A 16,292-nucleotide genomic window follows, 5' to 3' on the forward strand; every position below is an offset into this window, starting at 1 on the left:
TTTAAACAATTACAATTATAAAATAAATCCTATCTTTGCATGTTAAATAAATTTATATTAAAAAATCATGCAACTTTCAGAACAAGAAATCATCAGAAGAGAGAAATTGAGCAAGCTAAGAGAGCTTGGAATCGATCCATATCCAGCAAATTTGTTTCCAGTAAATCATACTTCGAAGCAAGTCAAGGAAACTTTTGAAGAAGGTAAGAAGGTAATTGTTGCAGGACGTTTAATGAGTGTACGTGACCAAGGAAAGGCCTCTTTTGCTGAGTTGCAAGATTCAGAAGGACGTATTCAATTATATTTAAACAGAGATGTAATTTGTCCAGATGAAGACAAAACATTATATAATCAAGTTTTCAAAAAATTAATCGATTTAGGTGATTTTATTGGAATTGAAGGAGAATTATTCACAACACAAGTCGGAGCTAAATGTATTCGTGTTTCAAATGTTACTTTATTAAGTAAAACATTACGCCCACTTCCTCTTCCAAAAGTTGATGAAGAAGGAAACGTTTTTGATGCTTTTACTGACCCTGAATTACGTTACCGCATGCGTTACGTAGATTTAGTTGTAAATCCACAGGTTAAAGATGTATTCGTAAAAAGAACCAAACTTTTTACAGCAATGCGTGATTTCTTTAACCGCGCAGGTTATATAGAAGTTGAAACTCCGGTTTTACAATCAATTCCTGGTGGGGCTGCGGCTCGTCCATTTATCACACACCACAATTCATTAGACATTCCTTTATATATGAGAATTGCTAACGAATTATATTTAAAGCGTTTAATTGTTGGTGGATTTGACGGAGTTTATGAATTCTCTAAAAACTTCCGTAACGAAGGAATGGATCGCACGCACAATCCAGAATTTACAGCAATGGAAATTTATGTAGCTTACAAAGACTACAACTGGATGATGGAATTTACAGAAAACTTATTAGAATACTGTGCTTTACAAGTAAACGGAACTACAGAAGCTACTTTTGGAGAACACAATGTAAACTTCAAAGCACCATACGCTCGTGTAACAATGACAGATGCCATTATAAAATTCACAGGTTTTGACATTACAGGTAAAACCGAACAAGAAATTTTCGAAGCGGCAAAAGCTATGGGAATTGATGTGAATGAAACTATGGGTAAAGGAAAATTAATCGACGAAATTTTTGGCGAAAAGTGTGAAGGAAATTTCATTCAACCAACATTCATCACAGATTATCCTAAAGACATGTCGCCTTTAACTAAAGTTCATAGAGACAATCCTGAATTGACAGAACGTTTTGAATTAATGGTTTGCGGTAAAGAAATTGCTAATGCATATTCTGAATTAAATGATCCAATTGACCAACGTGAACGTTTCGAATCACAGATGGCACTTTCTGAACGTGGTGATGATGAAGCTATGTTTATTGACCAAGATTTTTTAAGAGCTTTAGAATATGGAATGCCTCCAACTTCAGGTTTAGGAATTGGAATGGATCGTTTAATAATGTTCTTAACAAACAATCCTTCAATACAAGAAGTTTTATTCTTCCCTCAAATGCGACCAGAAAAACCTGTTCCTACATTTGAGTTATCAGCAGAAGAAAAAATTATTGTTGGAATTCTAGAAAAAAATGAAAATCGTTTTGATTTAGGTCAATTAAAACTAGAAGCTGGTTTAAGTGGCAAAAAATGGGACGCTTCAATGAAAAACTTAGCAAAACATGGATTAACTTCAGTGGAAGTTGACGGAGACAGTAAAACAGTTGTTCTAAAATAAAACTTCAAAAGTGGACTTAGGTTCACTTTTTTTATATTTATAAATAATCACAATTACAGCTCTTTTTATAAAAGAATAACAAAACAATACACTTTAACGAATAAAGAAAACAAAAGAATCAAATAAAAATTAAATTTTCAACAAATAATAATAGTTAAAATATTTTTTTATTTCAAGAAATTGTTTAGTTTTGAACATATCAAAATGATTTAAGTCATGAGAAAAACTATATTAACATTTTTATTTGTTACTTGTTGCATTTCAATGAATGCACAAAGCACAATTGACAGAGCTACAATCAAGAGTTCACCTGATCAAGTTGCAGAGTTTTGTATGGAAGACATTAAATTATTGTCAGAAAATTTCAATCAAATTACAGACAAACAGGTTAAAGCTTTGTATAATTTATTCGAAATTAAATACACTGCATTAAGTAAAGATCTAACAGAAAAGGAATTAACTGACCTGACAAATTCAATAAAAGAAAGAACAAAAATTGTTTTAGGAGATGATTTATACATCGAAGTATCTCAAAACCAAGATTTATTTTATAGAATTACAGGCTTAGCATATTTAGCACAAGAATAAATCTTTTTTATATCTTCTAATTAAAATCCAATTTAGAATTTCTCAATCATCAATATAAACAACAAAATCGTTCAAAAAAAACAACTGCTTTTTATAATTTAAACAAACTTTTTTAAATATAAAGTAAAAACGTTTAGACTTGATCGAAACTAAATAGACTATAATGAAAAAAATTTTTCTACCCCTATTATTTGTAACTTTAAGCATTTCAGTTAACGCTCAAAATATTGTTGATAGACAGATTATCAAGAATAATCCGAATGAACAACTTGTTGTTTTTGCTAATGAAGATATTACACTTTTAACTAACACTTTTAGCAATTTTAACCCAGATTTTGGTCCTGAATTAACTCAAATATTATATAATAAATACAAAATGTTAACCTCAGATCTTTCTGAAGAAGAATTATTAGAGCTAACCGAATTAGTTAAAAATCAAATAAGTACGCTTTTTGGAGAAGATTTATATCTAGAAGTTTCTCAAAACGCAGCTATTTTCAACAGAATCACAGGAATAGTTTATTTGTCTCAATAAATATAAATTATTAAAAAAACGCTTTCAGATTTGAAAGCGTTTTTTTATGATTAAATCTCTTGTGTAACCTTATCAATAGCTTGAATCGTTTCATCTAAATCAGCATAAGACAATGCGTCTGTAATAAACCAAGTCTCATAAGAAGAAGGTGCAATATAAACTCCATTTTCAACTAATTTATGGAAGAAATTCTTGAAATAAGGCGTATCTCCTTTTCCTGCAGTTACAAAATCTACAACCTCGCCGTCACAGAAGAAAATAGAAATCATTGAACCAACTCTATTCACTACAAATTGAATATTATTTTTTGTAAGAACCTCACGAATCCCTTTTTCTAAATAAGCTGTTTTTTCATCTAAACGTTTAAACAATTCCGCATCTTTATTAATCTCTTGCAACATCGTTAATCCAGCAGCCATTGCAAGCGGATTTCCTGATAAAGTTCCTGCCTGATAAACAGGTCCAACAGGAGATAAAAAGTTCATAATCTCATTACGAGCTGCAAATGCTCCTACTGGCAAACCTCCACCGATTACTTTTCCGAAAGTAACGATATCCGCATTAATTCCAAAAAGTTCTTGAGCACCACCTTTTGCTAATCTGAACCCAGTCATTACTTCATCAAAAATAAGTAAAGCTCCGTTAGCATCACAAAGTTGACGTAAACCTTCTAAAAAACCGTTCATTGGCGGAACACATCCCATATTCCCAGCTACTGGTTCAATGATAATACAAGCAATTTCGTTTTTGTTTAATTCGAATAATTCTTTAACCGAATCTAAATTATTGTAATCTGCCAATAAGGTATCTTGTGCTGTACCTTTAGTAACTCCAGGACTATTTGGCACTCCAAATGTACTTAAACCACTTCCTGCAGAAATTAAAAACGAATCAGAATGCCCGTGATAACAACCTCTGAACTTAATAATTTTTTCACGTCCTGTAAATCCTCTTGCTAAACGAACTGCACTCATACAAGCTTCAGTTCCTGAGTTTACAAAACGAATTTTATCTACATTCGGAACCATCGAAACAGCCAACTCAGCAATTTGAGTTTCAATCTCAGTTGGCATTCCAAAAGAGGTCCCTTTTTTTGCTTTTTCAATAACCGCATTTACTACTGGCTCATAAGAATGCCCAAGTAACATTGGTCCCCAAGAATTTATGTAATCAATTAATCGATTTCCGTCTTCATCATATAAATAAGCTCCTTTGGCTTCTTTAACAAAAATTGGTGTTCCTCCAACCGATTTAAAAGCACGAACTGGTGAATTTACTCCTCCTGGAATTACTTTCTGAGCTTCTAAAAATAATTGACTACTTCTTTGATATAACATATTATTTAACTTTTAAAGTTTGTCCTATTTTGATATTATTTTCTTGTATTTTATTTATTTCTTTAAGCTCATCAACACTCATATCAAACTTTCTTGAAATAGAAAAAAGTGTATCTCCTTTTGCTACTTGATATGAATTTTCATAAACAACTTCGGTCACTTTAGGTAATTCAAACGCATAATTATTACCTAAAACCATATTATCATATTGATACAATTGATATCTTTCAATAATACTTATTAATTTTTCAGCATATTTAGGATCTGTTGCATAACCAGCTCTTTTCAGACCATTTGCCCAAGATTTATAGTCTTTTTTGTCTAATAAAAATAAATTTCTATAGTGCTTTCTATTTACTAAAAATTGAGAATGATCAGCAAAAGATTCCATCGGAGAATTATATTTTCGAAAACATTCATCTGGAGCATCGTCTGTAAAAGCAACCGATTCTCCCGACCAATTATTAGCGCATTTAATTCCAAAATGATTATTCGCTTCTCGCGATAAAGTACCTGTTCCGGAACCAGATTCAAGAATACCTTGAGCCAATTTGATACTTGCCGGAATACCGAACAATTTCATATTCTCCATAGCAACCAATTTATACGTATTAATATATTCATCAACCGTAACATTAGTTACCGAAACCTTAGAAGTAGCTTCTAATTTTACCGACTTATTTCTCGAAATTTCACTTTTGGATTTAGATTTAGAACCACCTTTCTTTTTAGCATATTCTGCTCTAATTTTTTCACGTGTGGCATTTTTATGCGAAGCGCTACAACCAACACAACATAAAACCAATAAAGCTAAAAACAGTTTTCGCATATTTATATTTGTAATATTTTTGAATTTAAACCTTGTAATCCGCCTGTATGAACAGCTAATATTTTTGAATTAGGCTTAAAATAATTATTTCTTATCATATCAAACAAACCATAAAACATTTTACCTGTATAAATTGGTTCAATTTTAAAAGATTGATTTTGATTAAAATCATTTACGAAATCAATTAACTCAGTGGTAGTTTTGGCATAACCTCCAAAATGATAATCTCGAATTAACTCCCAATTACTTTTATTAGAAAACAAGGAAATTTCTTCTTGTAAAAAGCTTTCTTTCAAAGCCGGAAAACCTAAAACTTTTTGATTCTTAAAAGCACTATTTACAATTCCAGAAATCGTTCCTCCTGTTCCAATCGCGCAACAAAGATAATCGAAATTAGTATCAGCTTCAGTTAGAATCTCTTCGCAACCTTTTACAGCAAATACGTTTGTTCCTCCTTCTGGAATCAGATAAAAATCTCCAAATTTCGATTTCAATCGTTCCAAAAATTCTTCCGAAGTTTTGTTTCTATAAGCTGTTCTTGAAATAAATTCAAAGCGCATCCCATTTTCAAAAGCCAATTTCAAAGTTTCGTTTTCCATAAATTTAGCAACTAATTCATCGCCACGAATAATTCCAATAGTTTCGAAACCAAAAGCTTTTCCTGCTGCTGCAACCGCTGCAATATGATTTGAATAAGCACCGCCAAAAGTCAACAATTTAGCAAACCCTAAGCGTTTCGCTTCTTGTAAATTGTATTTTAACTTTCTGAATTTATTACCCGATATTTCAGAATGCAAAACATCTTCTCGCTTTACAAACAACTCAACGGAAGTTTCAAATGGTAAAACAACTTTCTCATTAAAACTTTCTCGTTCTGGATTCATTTCAAATACTTCAGGAATGCAAACCATTTTCTATTTTCAAAATATTTAAAATTTCTCTCATTGGCATAAGCTTCTAGTTCAAAACTAATATTCCGATAAGCTATTAATTTATCTTTGTGTTTTAAAAACCGAATCAGAAATTCAATTACATACCAAACAAAGAAAAAAACAACCAACATTTCTGATTGTTGTTTTAAATGAATTCGTTCGTGAAATAAAAGAACTTCGTCGTTCTTTAGATTTTTATTCCGTAAAATCACAAAAGGAAAGATAGTTATTCCTACAAAACCTTTCGGAACCAAATACTTACTAAAAACAATCAACATAACTACAAAGTTAATACAAAAGCCGAAAATCTTAATCTCAAAAACTCAAATTATTGTAAATAATCCGTTTTTAGCTCACATTTTTATTATTTTTGTATAAAGAAGTCGATATGAAAGAACCACTTGTACTTGGAAAAGATTATTACATAGCCGAGGCAGGATATCGCGTATTCACATCGCACTATTTATCCAAACGCGGCTATTGCTGCAAAAGCGGATGCAAACACTGTCCATACGGATTTAACAAAAAAACAGGATTAATCAAAAAATAAGGGCGTGCCCCAAGGGTCGGGCTTTTCGCTTTATCTTTTTAAAGTTCCCTTTCACTTCGTACAGGAAACTTCAAAAAGGATATCGCTTCAATCCCTCACGCAACAACTATTACAAAACCATTAAATTATGACATTCAAAGAAGCTATTCAACAAGGAATTCCAGCGATATTACCCGCTCCAAAACCTTACGAATCAGAAATAAATCACGCACCAAAGCGAAAAGAAATTCTTACTGAAGAAGAAAAAAAGTTAGCGTTAAAAAATGCTTTGCGTTATTTTGAACCACAACATCACGCAACTTTATTACCAGAATTCAAAGAAGAATTAGAAAAATACGGTCGAATTTATATGTATCGCTTCCGTCCAGATTACAAAATGTACGCACGCGATATCAATGAATATCCAGGAAATTCGCTACAAGCAAAAGCCATTATGATGATGATTCAGAATAACTTGGATTATGCTGTAGCGCAACATCCTCACGAATTAATTACCTATGGTGGTAACGGAGCTGTTTTTAGCAACTGGGCGCAATATTTATTGACAATGAAATATTTGTCTGAAATGACAGACGAACAAACATTAACGATGTATTCAGGTCACCCAATGGGATTATTCCCTTCACATAAAAATGCACCAAGAGTTGTAGTCACAAACGGAATGATGATTCCAAATTATTCAAAACCGGATGATTGGGAAAAATTCAACGCTTTAGGTGTAACGCAATACGGACAAATGACAGCAGGTTCGTATATGTATATCGGTCCGCAAGGAATTGTTCATGGAACCACAATCACCGTTTTAAACGGATTTAGAAAAATCGGAAAAGAGCCAAAAGGAAACTTATTTGTGACTTCTGGTTTAGGTGGAATGAGTGGTGCGCAACCAAAAGCAGGAACAATTGCTGGTTGCATTACAGTTTGTGCCGAAGTAAATCCTAAAATCACTAAAATTCGCCACGAACAAGGTTGGATTCACGAAGTAATTCAAGATTTAGATGAATTAGTAACTCGAGTTAAAAAAGCACAAGAAAACAAAGAAGTAGTTTCTATCGCTTACTTAGGAAACGTGGTCGATGTTTGGGAGAAATTCGACACAGAAAATATTCATATCGATTTAGGTTCAGACCAAACTTCGTTACATAATCCTTGGGCTGGTGGATATTATCCAGCAGGAATTTCATTTGAAGACGCGAATGAAATGATGGCAAACCAACCTGAATTATTCAAAGAGAAAGTTCAAGAAACATTGCGTCTTCACGCAGCAGCAATCAATAAACACACAGCAAAAGGAACGTATTTCTTTGATTACGGAAACGCGTTCTTGTTAGAAGCTTCTCGTGCTGGAGCAGTTGTTATGAATCCGAATCCAACATTAGGACGTGAATTTAAATATCCATCTTACGTTCAAGACATTATGGGACCAATGTGTTTTGATTATGGCTTTGGACCATTCCGTTGGGTTTGTGCTTCAAATAATCCGGAAGATTTACAAAAAACAGATGACATTGCTTGTCAAGTTTTGGAAGAAATGATAAAAACTTCTCCTGAAGAAATTCAACAGCAAATGAAAGATAACATTCAATGGATTCGTGGTGCACAAGAAAACAAGTTAGTCGTTGGTTCGCAAGCACGTATTTTGTATGCTGATGCTGAGGGAAGAACAAATATTGCAAAAGCTTTTAACGATGCGATTAAATCAGGGAAAATTGGACCGGTTGTTTTAGGTCGTGACCACCACGATGTTTCTGGGACAGATTCCCCATATCGTGAAACTTCGAACATTTATGATGGTTCTCGATTTACAGCTGATATGGCAATTCAAAACGTTATTGGAGATAGTTTCCGCGGTGCAACTTGGGTATCTATTCACAACGGCGGTGGTGTTGGCTGGGGCGAAGTAATCAACGGTGGTTTTGGTATGCTTCTTGATGGAACTCCTGAAGCTGAACAACGATTAAAATCAATGCTTTTCTGGGACGTTAACAACGGAATCTCTCGAAGAAGCTGGGCAAGAAACGAAGGTGCCATTTTTGCTATTCAACGCGCTATGGAAGCAGAACCTTTATTAAAAGTTACATTGCCAAATATCGTTTCAGACGATTTATTAATGTAAAAGAAAAAGATATGAAGCTATTAAAATTCATTCCTGTTTTAGGATTATTTGCTTTAACTGCATGTAGTTCCATTCAAGTAAGCACAGACTACGATTCTAGTGTAAACTTTAGTCAATTTAAAACATATGCTTTTATGAAAAGCGGAATTGATGATTCACCTATTTCCGACTTAGATAAAAAAAGAATTTTAAAAGCAGTTGAAGCAGAGCTAAGCGCAAAAGGTTATACTAAAAGTGATAACCCGCAACTACTTGTAAACATATTTACCGAATCGCAACAAAACGTAAATGTAAACACATACTACGGTGGTTGGGGATATAGACCTTGGGGTTGGAATCCATGGATGTACGGACCAGGTTATAGCTCTGTATCAGTAAACACAGAAGGTATTCTTTATATAGACATTCTTAAAGCTGATAATAAAGAGTTAATTTGGCAAGGAAAAGGGAGTGGATATTTAACTTCAAACAAAAATAAAAAAGATGAAAAAATTAAGGAATTCGCTCAAAAAATCCTAAGTGAATTACCACAATAATTTTTTTACAGAAAAACGAAACAACAGTAAAAAAGTTTACTTTTGTATTAAATTAAATAAAATTTTATAGATTATGAAAAAAGGTATTTTATCATTAGCAGTTGTTGCTGCTATCTCATTTACATCTTGTAAAAAAGACGCTGCACAAGAAACAATAGACCAAAAAGTTGATTCTACAGAAAATGTTGTAGATGAAAACATGGCTGTAGTTGAAGAAACAGTTGAATCTTTAGAAGCTAAAATTAAAGAAGCTACAGAAGAATTATCTAAAGCAGTAACCGTAGAAGACAAACAAGCAGCTACTAAGAAATTAAACGAAGCTAAAGCCGCTTTAGCAACTTTAAAAGGAGAAGTAACTTCTACTGCTGAAGAAGTAGCTAATGAGACACAAAAAGTAGCTAACCAAGCAAAACAAGAAGTTAAAAAAGTTGCAAGTGATGCTGGTAAGAAAGTAGAGGAAAAAGTTACCGAGGCTAAACAAACAGTTGAAGACATAAAAACATCAGTAGTCAAAGAGCAAAACAACATTAAGAAAATCGGAACTACTGTTACTACGGACAAATCTAAATCTGAACCAATTAAAAACATTAGTAAATAAAAAATAAATTAATATCTAAAAATTTAGTTAAAAAAAACACAGTGAAATCATAGAGATTGATTTCACTGTGTTTTTTTTTCAGTAATTTCCAATGAAAAAATTGAGTTTACATATCCAAATAAAGTACAAAAATAAAAAAACTCTATAAGATTTCCCTTATAGAGTTTTTAATATATAAATAATTTCTAATAAATATTATTTAGCAATTGTATATTTCATTTTTTTGATTTCAGAAACTTGTTTAAAATCAACTTTCCCAATCTTAAGAGCTCCATTTACTTTACCTGATTGATTTAAATTTGAGAAACCAATACCAACAAATTCACCATCAAATTCATGTCCAATTGTTACTGAATTTGCATCAGCACCAAAAACCGAACTGTTAGTAGTTAAACTTTCTACGTTTTCACCGTATTGGAAAGTTTCAAATGAGATTCCAGCAGCAGCGATAGTACCTAAATTTAAAGGTTGTAAATTATACTCAGCATAAACACCTCTAATCGTAAAATCAGTAGGCTCAACTTCATTTGGAAATAATAAAGCATAAGTTGTTTCACCTGCAGCGTTAGTACCTTCTTCAGTTGGCAAGTCAAAAGAAAACTGATAGTAGTGAGTTGCATTAGCAACATCTTCTGGCGTACTGTTATACGCAAGTGCTACCCATCTACTAACAATTACAGGTTCAGCTTCCGTACCAACATTAATCAATTGAATTCCAGCCGACTGACTTCCATTAACTAAAAAATGCATATTCGTTAAATCATACTGTTGACCATCATAAACGAAAGCACCTTGAGCTTCTCCTGGTACTGTATCATCACCTGTACCTGGAGTATCATCTGTTGGGTTAACCACTGGAGGAGTTGAAGAATCATCACCACCACAAGATACTGTTCCAACTGCTAACAATGCGATAGCAGAAAGAGATAAAAAGATTTTTTTCATAATAGATTTATATTATTTTATTGTTAAATATTAAGTGCTAATTTATAAAAAAAAAATAACAAACAAAATTTTTATCCATTTTTTAATACATAAGTTAACTTACACCTACTTAATATTACATAAAAACAAAATTATAGGCCTAAAAATTATTAAATATGAAATCAAATGATAATATTTGTATAAAATAACACAACCTAATATATTATGGAAACACATTTTGAAAGCAATCCTCTTTTAGATCGTTTACCTAAACATTTAAGACAATTCATAAAACCCCAAGTTTACGAAGATTACACTCCTATTAATCAAGCGGTTTGGAGATATGTTATGCGCAAAAACGTAAATTACCTTTCTAAAGTTGCTCACAATTCGTACTTGGATGGTCTTCGTCAAACCGGAATTGATATTGAAAACATTCCTAATATGTATGGAATGAATCGTATTCTAAAAGAAATTGGTTGGGCTGCAGTTGCTGTTGATGGATTTATTCCACCAAATGCTTTTATGGAATTTCAAGCTTATAATGTATTAGTTATTGCTTCAGATATTCGTCAATTAGAAAATATAGAATACACACCTGCTCCAGATATCATTCACGAAGGTGCTGGTCACGCTCCTATTATTGCCAATCCTGAATATGCAGAATATTTACGTCGTTTTGGGGAAATTGGATGTAAAGCAATCTCATCAGCTAAAGATTATGAAATTTACGAAGCGATTCGTTTGCTTTCTATATTAAAAGAAGCTGAAGATGCAGACACTGAAGAAATAATTCGTGTTGAAAAGCTAGTCGCAGATTTACAAAACGAAACTAGCGAACCTTCTGAAATGGCTCAAATCAGAAACCTTCATTGGTGGACGGTTGAATATGGCTTAATCGGAACGGTAGAAGATCCAAAAATATACGGAGCTGGATTACTTTCTTCAATTGGGGAAAGCGCTTGGTGTATGACTGATAATGTAAAAAAATTACCATATACGTTAGATGCGGTTAACCAAAGTTTTGATATCACAAAACCGCAACCTCAGCTTTTTGTAACTCCAGATTTTGCACATTTAAGTTTAGTTCTTGAGCAATTTGCAAATACGATGGCATTGCGAACTGGCGGTTTAAGTGGAATTAAAAAATTAATAGATTCAAAAGCTTTAGGAACCATTGAATTGAGTACAGGTTTACAGATTTCAGGTATTTTTACAAATGCAATTGAAAACGATGGAAAACCTGTTTACATTCAAACTACGGGGCAAACTGCCCTATCATACAGAGAAAAAGAATTAGTAAATCACGGAACAGAATATCACGCTGAAGGTTTCGGAAGTCCGATTGGAAAACTTAAAGGAATCAACTTAGCTATTGAAGATATGAGCCCGCGTGATTTACGTGCTTATGATATTTACGAAGGCGAAGAAGTAACTTTAGAATTTGAAGGTGATATTATTGTAAAAGGAGAAATCATCACTGGTTCACGTAATTTACAAGGCGAAATTATTTTAATTAGCTTCAAAAATTGTACAGTAACTCACAGAGAAACGGTTTTATTCCGCCCGGAATGGGGAACGTATGATATGGCAGTTGGCAAAAAAGTAGTTTCTGCTTTCTCAGGCCCAGCAGATATGCATAGTTTCAATATGATTTCTCACGTTCCATCTTCACAAACTATCAAAGCAAAGAAAACTCCAGAGCGTGAAACTTTAGAAAAAATGTATCAGGCTGTTCGTGAGTTCAGAGAAAATAAAAACACGAATTCGGATTTAAATCAGATTCTTGAAACTTTAAAAACTAATTATTCAACAGATTGGTTATTGACTGTGGAACTTTTAGAAGTTGCTGAAAAGTATAATTTAATCGATCTAAAAAATAATACTTTAGCTCATTTAGAGATTTTAAAAACCAAACGTACTGATGTTAAACATTTAATAGAATTTGGAATTGAATTGATTTTAGATTCTGTAAATGCATAAAACAAAAAAACTGCTTCTAAATGGAAGCAGTTTTTTTTATCCTTGAATTGGAATTGAAAAATCTGTTTGGTTATTAATGATTTGGTCTTGATATTTCAACGTCCAACCTAATGAATTCGTAACAACTAAAAACTTCGCTAATTCACTAATCAAACGGTTTTGAGCATTGGTTTGAATGTTGGAATTCTCAATCTTCTTTAAAAATTCGGCTTTGACTTTTTCAGAAATTTTATTGTAATCATCACCTTTAAAAGAATTAAACGTTGAATCTTCAATATTATAAACCTTTACATCAGGAAAAATTTTAATTTCTTCTTTCGGAATCGAAGTGATTTTCACCGTTTTATTCACTTCATCAATCTGATATTCCAATTTTGATAAATCGTACATTACCTGAACATCGGCAGAAACCAAAACCATAGCTTTTTTATCAAATGTAAATAAGTTCATTAAATACGACTTTTGGTCTTTGTAGTTGTAAATCTGAGAAAGCTTAGCTTCATTAACCACCAATTTACTTACATTTTTAAGTTGTTCGGTTATAATTACAGAATCAGGTTGAATATTATTTTCTTTACTAAACGGCATTCCGATCCAATGATAAATCATCGCTCCGAAAAACATTAAAATCAAGACAGCAGCAACTCGAAATACATTTTTCATTTTATCTTTCATCTTATCTAAAATTCATAAAGGGATATTGTTCTAATAGCACATCCAATTTCTGAGCCAACTTTTCTAAAAATTGATTGTGATTTTCGGAATATGGATTAAACGGGCGATGCGCCAATCCTTTCTGAACTTCATCAACCAATTTCATCGTTTTTTCACTTTCTTCTGAAATGCAATTTGCCATAAAACGTTCCCAAATATAATTGATTGCCATTTCATTAGGATGCAATAAATCGGCAGCATAAAAACGATAATCTCGTAATTCGTCCATCATAATTTCAAACGCTGGGAAATAATAATGCTGTTTATTTTCTTGCAAGAAACCTTGAAGCGCAGTGATTAAATGTGCTTTACTTTGCTGGTTTTCTACAAAACCATCCTTTATATGACGAACTGGAGAAATGGTAAATATGATTTTTAAATTCGGATTTATTTGATTGGCAATTGCAACAACTCGCTTTATATTTTCTTGTAAATGATTTACCGATAAAATTTCTTTTGTAAACTCTTTCTGTGGAATTTTATGACAGTTTGCAACCAATTGTTCCGAAGCTACATTTCTATAAACCCAAGAAGTTCCTAAAGTTAAAATCAAATGCGAAGCCGATTCTAAATCTGATCGAAAAGTTCTAATTTTTGAATTTAAATTGAATAAAACCTCATCTGCTTCCAATTCGTTCAAATCTGAATGCGCGTCGAAAGAACTCCAAATTTCGTTATACAAAAAAATATCAGCTTCAGTAAATAGATTATCTTCTAAAGCAAATTGAAATAGGTTTTCAATGGCTTGCGTATGAAACAAAATTCCAAACGGATTTACGGCATATTGAAACTGAAATTGCTTGAATTTTTCTGCCATATTCACAGCAAAACAACTTCCGACAGAAACAATTTTTGATTCGTAAGAAATTTTTTCTTCTAAAGGTTTTATAGGAATTTCAGTAAGAAACTTCATAAGTACTATTTTTTCACAAAGATACAAAGTAAGTATATCAAAGCTTAAAAGTTAACTTATTTTAAAGATTTTTCTCATTTAATAAAACAATAAAAATGATTAACTTGCATTATCAAAATTCTGTTTTATGAAACATATTGAAAAATTGGCTGCCATTCGCCAATTAATGAAAAAAAATAACATTGACGCCTATATTATTCCGTCGTCAGACCCGCATATTAGTGAATATTTGCCTGAACATTATCGTTGTATTGCTTGGACTTCTGGCTTTACAGGTTCTGCAGGAACGTTAGTTATCACACAAGATTTTGCTGGCTTATGGACAGACTCTCGTTACTTCGTTCAAGCAAATCAGCAATTAGCAGGTTCAGGTTTTGAATTGGTAAAATTAAAAGTACAACACGCTGCTGAATATGTTTCTTGGTTAGCTGAGAAATTTACAGCAGGAAGCACAATTGCATTCGATGGAAATTTAGCTTCGTTGTTAGTAGCAAATACCGTAAAACAAACCTTAGAACCACTTGGTTTAAATGTAAACGGACATATCGATTTATTAGGTCCTATTTGGGAAAATCGTCCAAGTTTACCAACAAACGCCGCTTATTTATTACCAATTGAAATTACAGGAAAATCTACTGCTGATAAATTAGCTGAAGTTCGTGCTGAATTAGAAAAAGCACACGTTGCTTCGCATTTAATTTCATCTTTAGATGATATCGCTTGGTTATTTAATGTTCGCGGAACAGATGTAAATTGTAATCCGGTTGTTTTATCTTTTGCTTATGTAACGCAAACAGAAGCGATTTTATTTATCGCAGATGGTAAATTAAACGAGCAATCAATAACAGAATTAAAAACTGCCGGAGTTGAAGTTAGATCATATAACGAAGTTTACAATCTAATTGAAAAATTAGAAGTAAACAGTATTTTATTAGACCCAAAACGTACGTGTTTTGCGGTTTATGATTCTATTCCAAAAAACATAAAAATTACCGAAGCATTAAATCCTTCGAACTTATTAAAGGCGGTTAAAAACGAAGTCGAATTAGCTCACACACGCGAAGCTATGATTAACGATGGAGTTGCTTTAACGAAGTTTTTTAAATGGTTAGAAGAAAATGTAGCTTCTAATAAATTATCTGAAATTTCTATTGCCGAAAAATTACAAGGTTTCCGTGAAGAACAATCTGGATTCAAAGATATTTCTTTTGATACCATTGCTGGATATAAAGACCATGGAGCACTTCCGCATTATAAAGCTGAACCTGAATTTGAATACCAATTAGAACCAAAAGGATTATTATTAGTAGATTCTGGAGGACAGTATTTAACAGGAACAACAGATATCACACGCGTAGTTTCGTTAGGAGAAATGACTGCTGAAGAAAAAGAAGATTATACGTTGGTTTTAAAAGGAACGATTGACGGTTCGAGAGCCGTTTTCACAACAGGAACTCGCGGTTATCAAATCGATGCAATTACACGCCAACCTTTATTAGCTACGAAACGTAATTACGGACACGGAACGGGACACGGAGTTGGATTCTTTTTAAATGTACATGAAGGGCCGCATGTGTTTAACGGAACTGCTACAGATATTCCAATTTTAGCAGGAATGATTACTTCTATTGAACCTGGTTTATATCGCGAAGGAAAGCACGGAATTCGTATTGAAAACTTAGTGGCTGCAAAAAATTTAGAAAGCAATCAATTTGGAGACTTTATGGATTTTGAAACTTTAACCGTTTGTTATATCGACACCGATTTAGTTGAAAAATCAATCCTTCATCAGGAACATATTGATTGGTTAAACAATTATAACGAATGGGTTTTTGAAAAAATTGCTCCAAAATTAAATGAAGAAGAAAAAGCTTGGTTGCGTAATAAAACTAAAGCGATTTAATATAACTAAAATATAATTTTAATAAAAATTTAGAATTTTTTTTACAAAAAAAGCCTCATAGACAATGTT

At 32.5% G+C, this 16,292-nt stretch carries 16 protein-coding genes; 9 read left to right on the forward strand and 7 right to left on the reverse strand.

From position 1 onward, the window contains the following. Nucleotides 1-67: 67 nt before the first annotated feature. From lysS to EG240_RS01020, 3 genes are all read left to right on the forward strand, one after another. The gene (gene lysS, locus EG240_RS01010; RefSeq protein WP_125016506.1) at nt 68-1,765 is read left to right on the forward strand and encodes a lysine--tRNA ligase; all 1,698 of its coding nucleotides are present in this window, start codon (nt 68-70) and stop codon (nt 1,763-1,765) included. A gap of 216 nt (nt 1,766-1,981) precedes the next feature. After that, nucleotides 1,982-2,353, forward strand: coding sequence for a hypothetical protein (locus EG240_RS01015; protein ID WP_125016508.1), 372 nt, complete (start codon nt 1,982-1,984; stop codon nt 2,351-2,353). 163 nt (nt 2,354-2,516) lie between these two features. Further along, nucleotides 2,517-2,888 (forward strand): hypothetical protein, encoded by a 372-nt coding sequence (locus tag EG240_RS01020; protein WP_125016510.1) that lies wholly within the window; start codon nt 2,517-2,519, stop codon nt 2,886-2,888. A 50-nt stretch (nt 2,889-2,938) separates the two neighbouring features. Here EG240_RS01020 and hemL read toward each other — a convergent pair whose 3' ends face one another. The 4 genes from hemL to EG240_RS01040 are packed head-to-tail and all read right to left on the reverse strand — an operon-like array spanning nt 2,939 to nt 6,264. Beyond that, complete coding sequence (gene hemL, locus EG240_RS01025; RefSeq protein ID WP_125016512.1) at nt 2,939-4,225, reverse strand: glutamate-1-semialdehyde 2,1-aminomutase; 1,287 nt, start codon at nt 4,223-4,225, stop codon at nt 2,939-2,941. Nucleotide 4,226: 1 nt separating this feature from the next. After that, nucleotides 4,227-5,054, reverse strand: coding sequence for a glucosaminidase domain-containing protein (locus EG240_RS01030; protein WP_125016514.1), 828 nt, complete (start codon nt 5,052-5,054; stop codon nt 4,227-4,229). Nucleotides 5,055-5,056: 2 nt separating this feature from the next. Beyond that, complete coding sequence (locus tag EG240_RS01035) at nt 5,057-5,938, reverse strand: 1-aminocyclopropane-1-carboxylate deaminase/D-cysteine desulfhydrase (protein WP_125016516.1); 882 nt, start codon at nt 5,936-5,938, stop codon at nt 5,057-5,059. Continuing rightward, entirely contained in the window at nt 5,935-6,264 is a 330-nt protein-coding gene (locus tag EG240_RS01040; protein WP_125016518.1) for a hypothetical protein, read from the reverse strand. The genes EG240_RS01035 and EG240_RS01040 overlap by 4 nt, the downstream gene beginning before the upstream one ends. A 110-nt stretch (nt 6,265-6,374) precedes the next feature. Here EG240_RS01040 and EG240_RS16425 point away from each other — a divergent pair, with 110 nt between their 5' ends. The 4 genes from EG240_RS16425 (at nt 6,375) to EG240_RS01055 (ending at nt 9,786) form a co-directional block, all read left to right on the forward strand. Further along, the gene (locus EG240_RS16425; protein ID WP_158611972.1) at nt 6,375-6,536 is read left to right on the forward strand and encodes a DUF5522 domain-containing protein; all 162 of its coding nucleotides are present in this window, start codon (nt 6,375-6,377) and stop codon (nt 6,534-6,536) included. A 127-nt stretch (nt 6,537-6,663) separates the two neighbouring features. Beyond that, on the forward strand, nt 6,664-8,652 hold the full coding sequence (locus EG240_RS01045) for a urocanate hydratase (RefSeq protein WP_125016520.1): 1,989 nt from the start codon (nt 6,664-6,666) through the stop codon (nt 8,650-8,652). Nucleotides 8,653-8,663: 11 nt separating this feature from the next. Then, nucleotides 8,664-9,188 (forward strand): DUF4136 domain-containing protein, encoded by a 525-nt coding sequence (locus EG240_RS01050; RefSeq protein ID WP_125016522.1) that lies wholly within the window; start codon nt 8,664-8,666, stop codon nt 9,186-9,188. Between the two features lie 73 nt (nt 9,189-9,261). Continuing rightward, complete coding sequence (locus EG240_RS01055) at nt 9,262-9,786, forward strand: hypothetical protein (protein WP_125016524.1); 525 nt, start codon at nt 9,262-9,264, stop codon at nt 9,784-9,786. 195 nt (nt 9,787-9,981) lie between these two features. Here the strand turns inward: EG240_RS01055 and EG240_RS01060 are convergent, their stop codons facing one another. Then, nucleotides 9,982-10,731 (reverse strand): hypothetical protein, encoded by a 750-nt coding sequence (locus tag EG240_RS01060; RefSeq protein ID WP_125016527.1) that lies wholly within the window; start codon nt 10,729-10,731, stop codon nt 9,982-9,984. Nucleotides 10,732-10,935: 204 nt separating this feature from the next. On the opposite strand from EG240_RS01060, the gene EG240_RS01065 reads away from it, so the two are divergent. After that, nucleotides 10,936-12,693, forward strand: a complete 1,758-nt coding sequence (locus tag EG240_RS01065; RefSeq protein ID WP_125016529.1) for an aromatic amino acid hydroxylase — start codon at nt 10,936-10,938, stop codon at nt 12,691-12,693. A 36-nt stretch (nt 12,694-12,729) separates the two neighbouring features. On the opposite strand, the gene EG240_RS01070 is transcribed toward EG240_RS01065, so the two are convergent. Beyond that, nucleotides 12,730-13,356: a DUF4230 domain-containing protein gene (locus tag EG240_RS01070; protein ID WP_235830312.1), complete on the reverse strand. Its 627-nt coding sequence runs from the start codon at nt 13,354-13,356 to the stop codon at nt 12,730-12,732. A 13-nt stretch (nt 13,357-13,369) separates the two neighbouring features. After that, nucleotides 13,370-14,320, reverse strand: a complete 951-nt coding sequence (locus tag EG240_RS01075) for a GSCFA domain-containing protein (protein WP_125016533.1) — start codon at nt 14,318-14,320, stop codon at nt 13,370-13,372. A gap of 127 nt (nt 14,321-14,447) precedes the next feature. Here EG240_RS01075 and EG240_RS01080 point away from each other — a divergent pair, with 127 nt between their 5' ends. Next, complete coding sequence (locus EG240_RS01080) at nt 14,448-16,223, forward strand: aminopeptidase P family protein (protein WP_125016535.1); 1,776 nt, start codon at nt 14,448-14,450, stop codon at nt 16,221-16,223. Nucleotides 16,224-16,292: the final 69 nt, after the last annotated feature.

This window comes from Paenimyroides tangerinum, assembly GCF_003865405.1.
Classification (GTDB): Bacteria; Bacteroidota; Bacteroidia; order Flavobacteriales; family Flavobacteriaceae; genus Flavobacterium; species Flavobacterium tangerinum.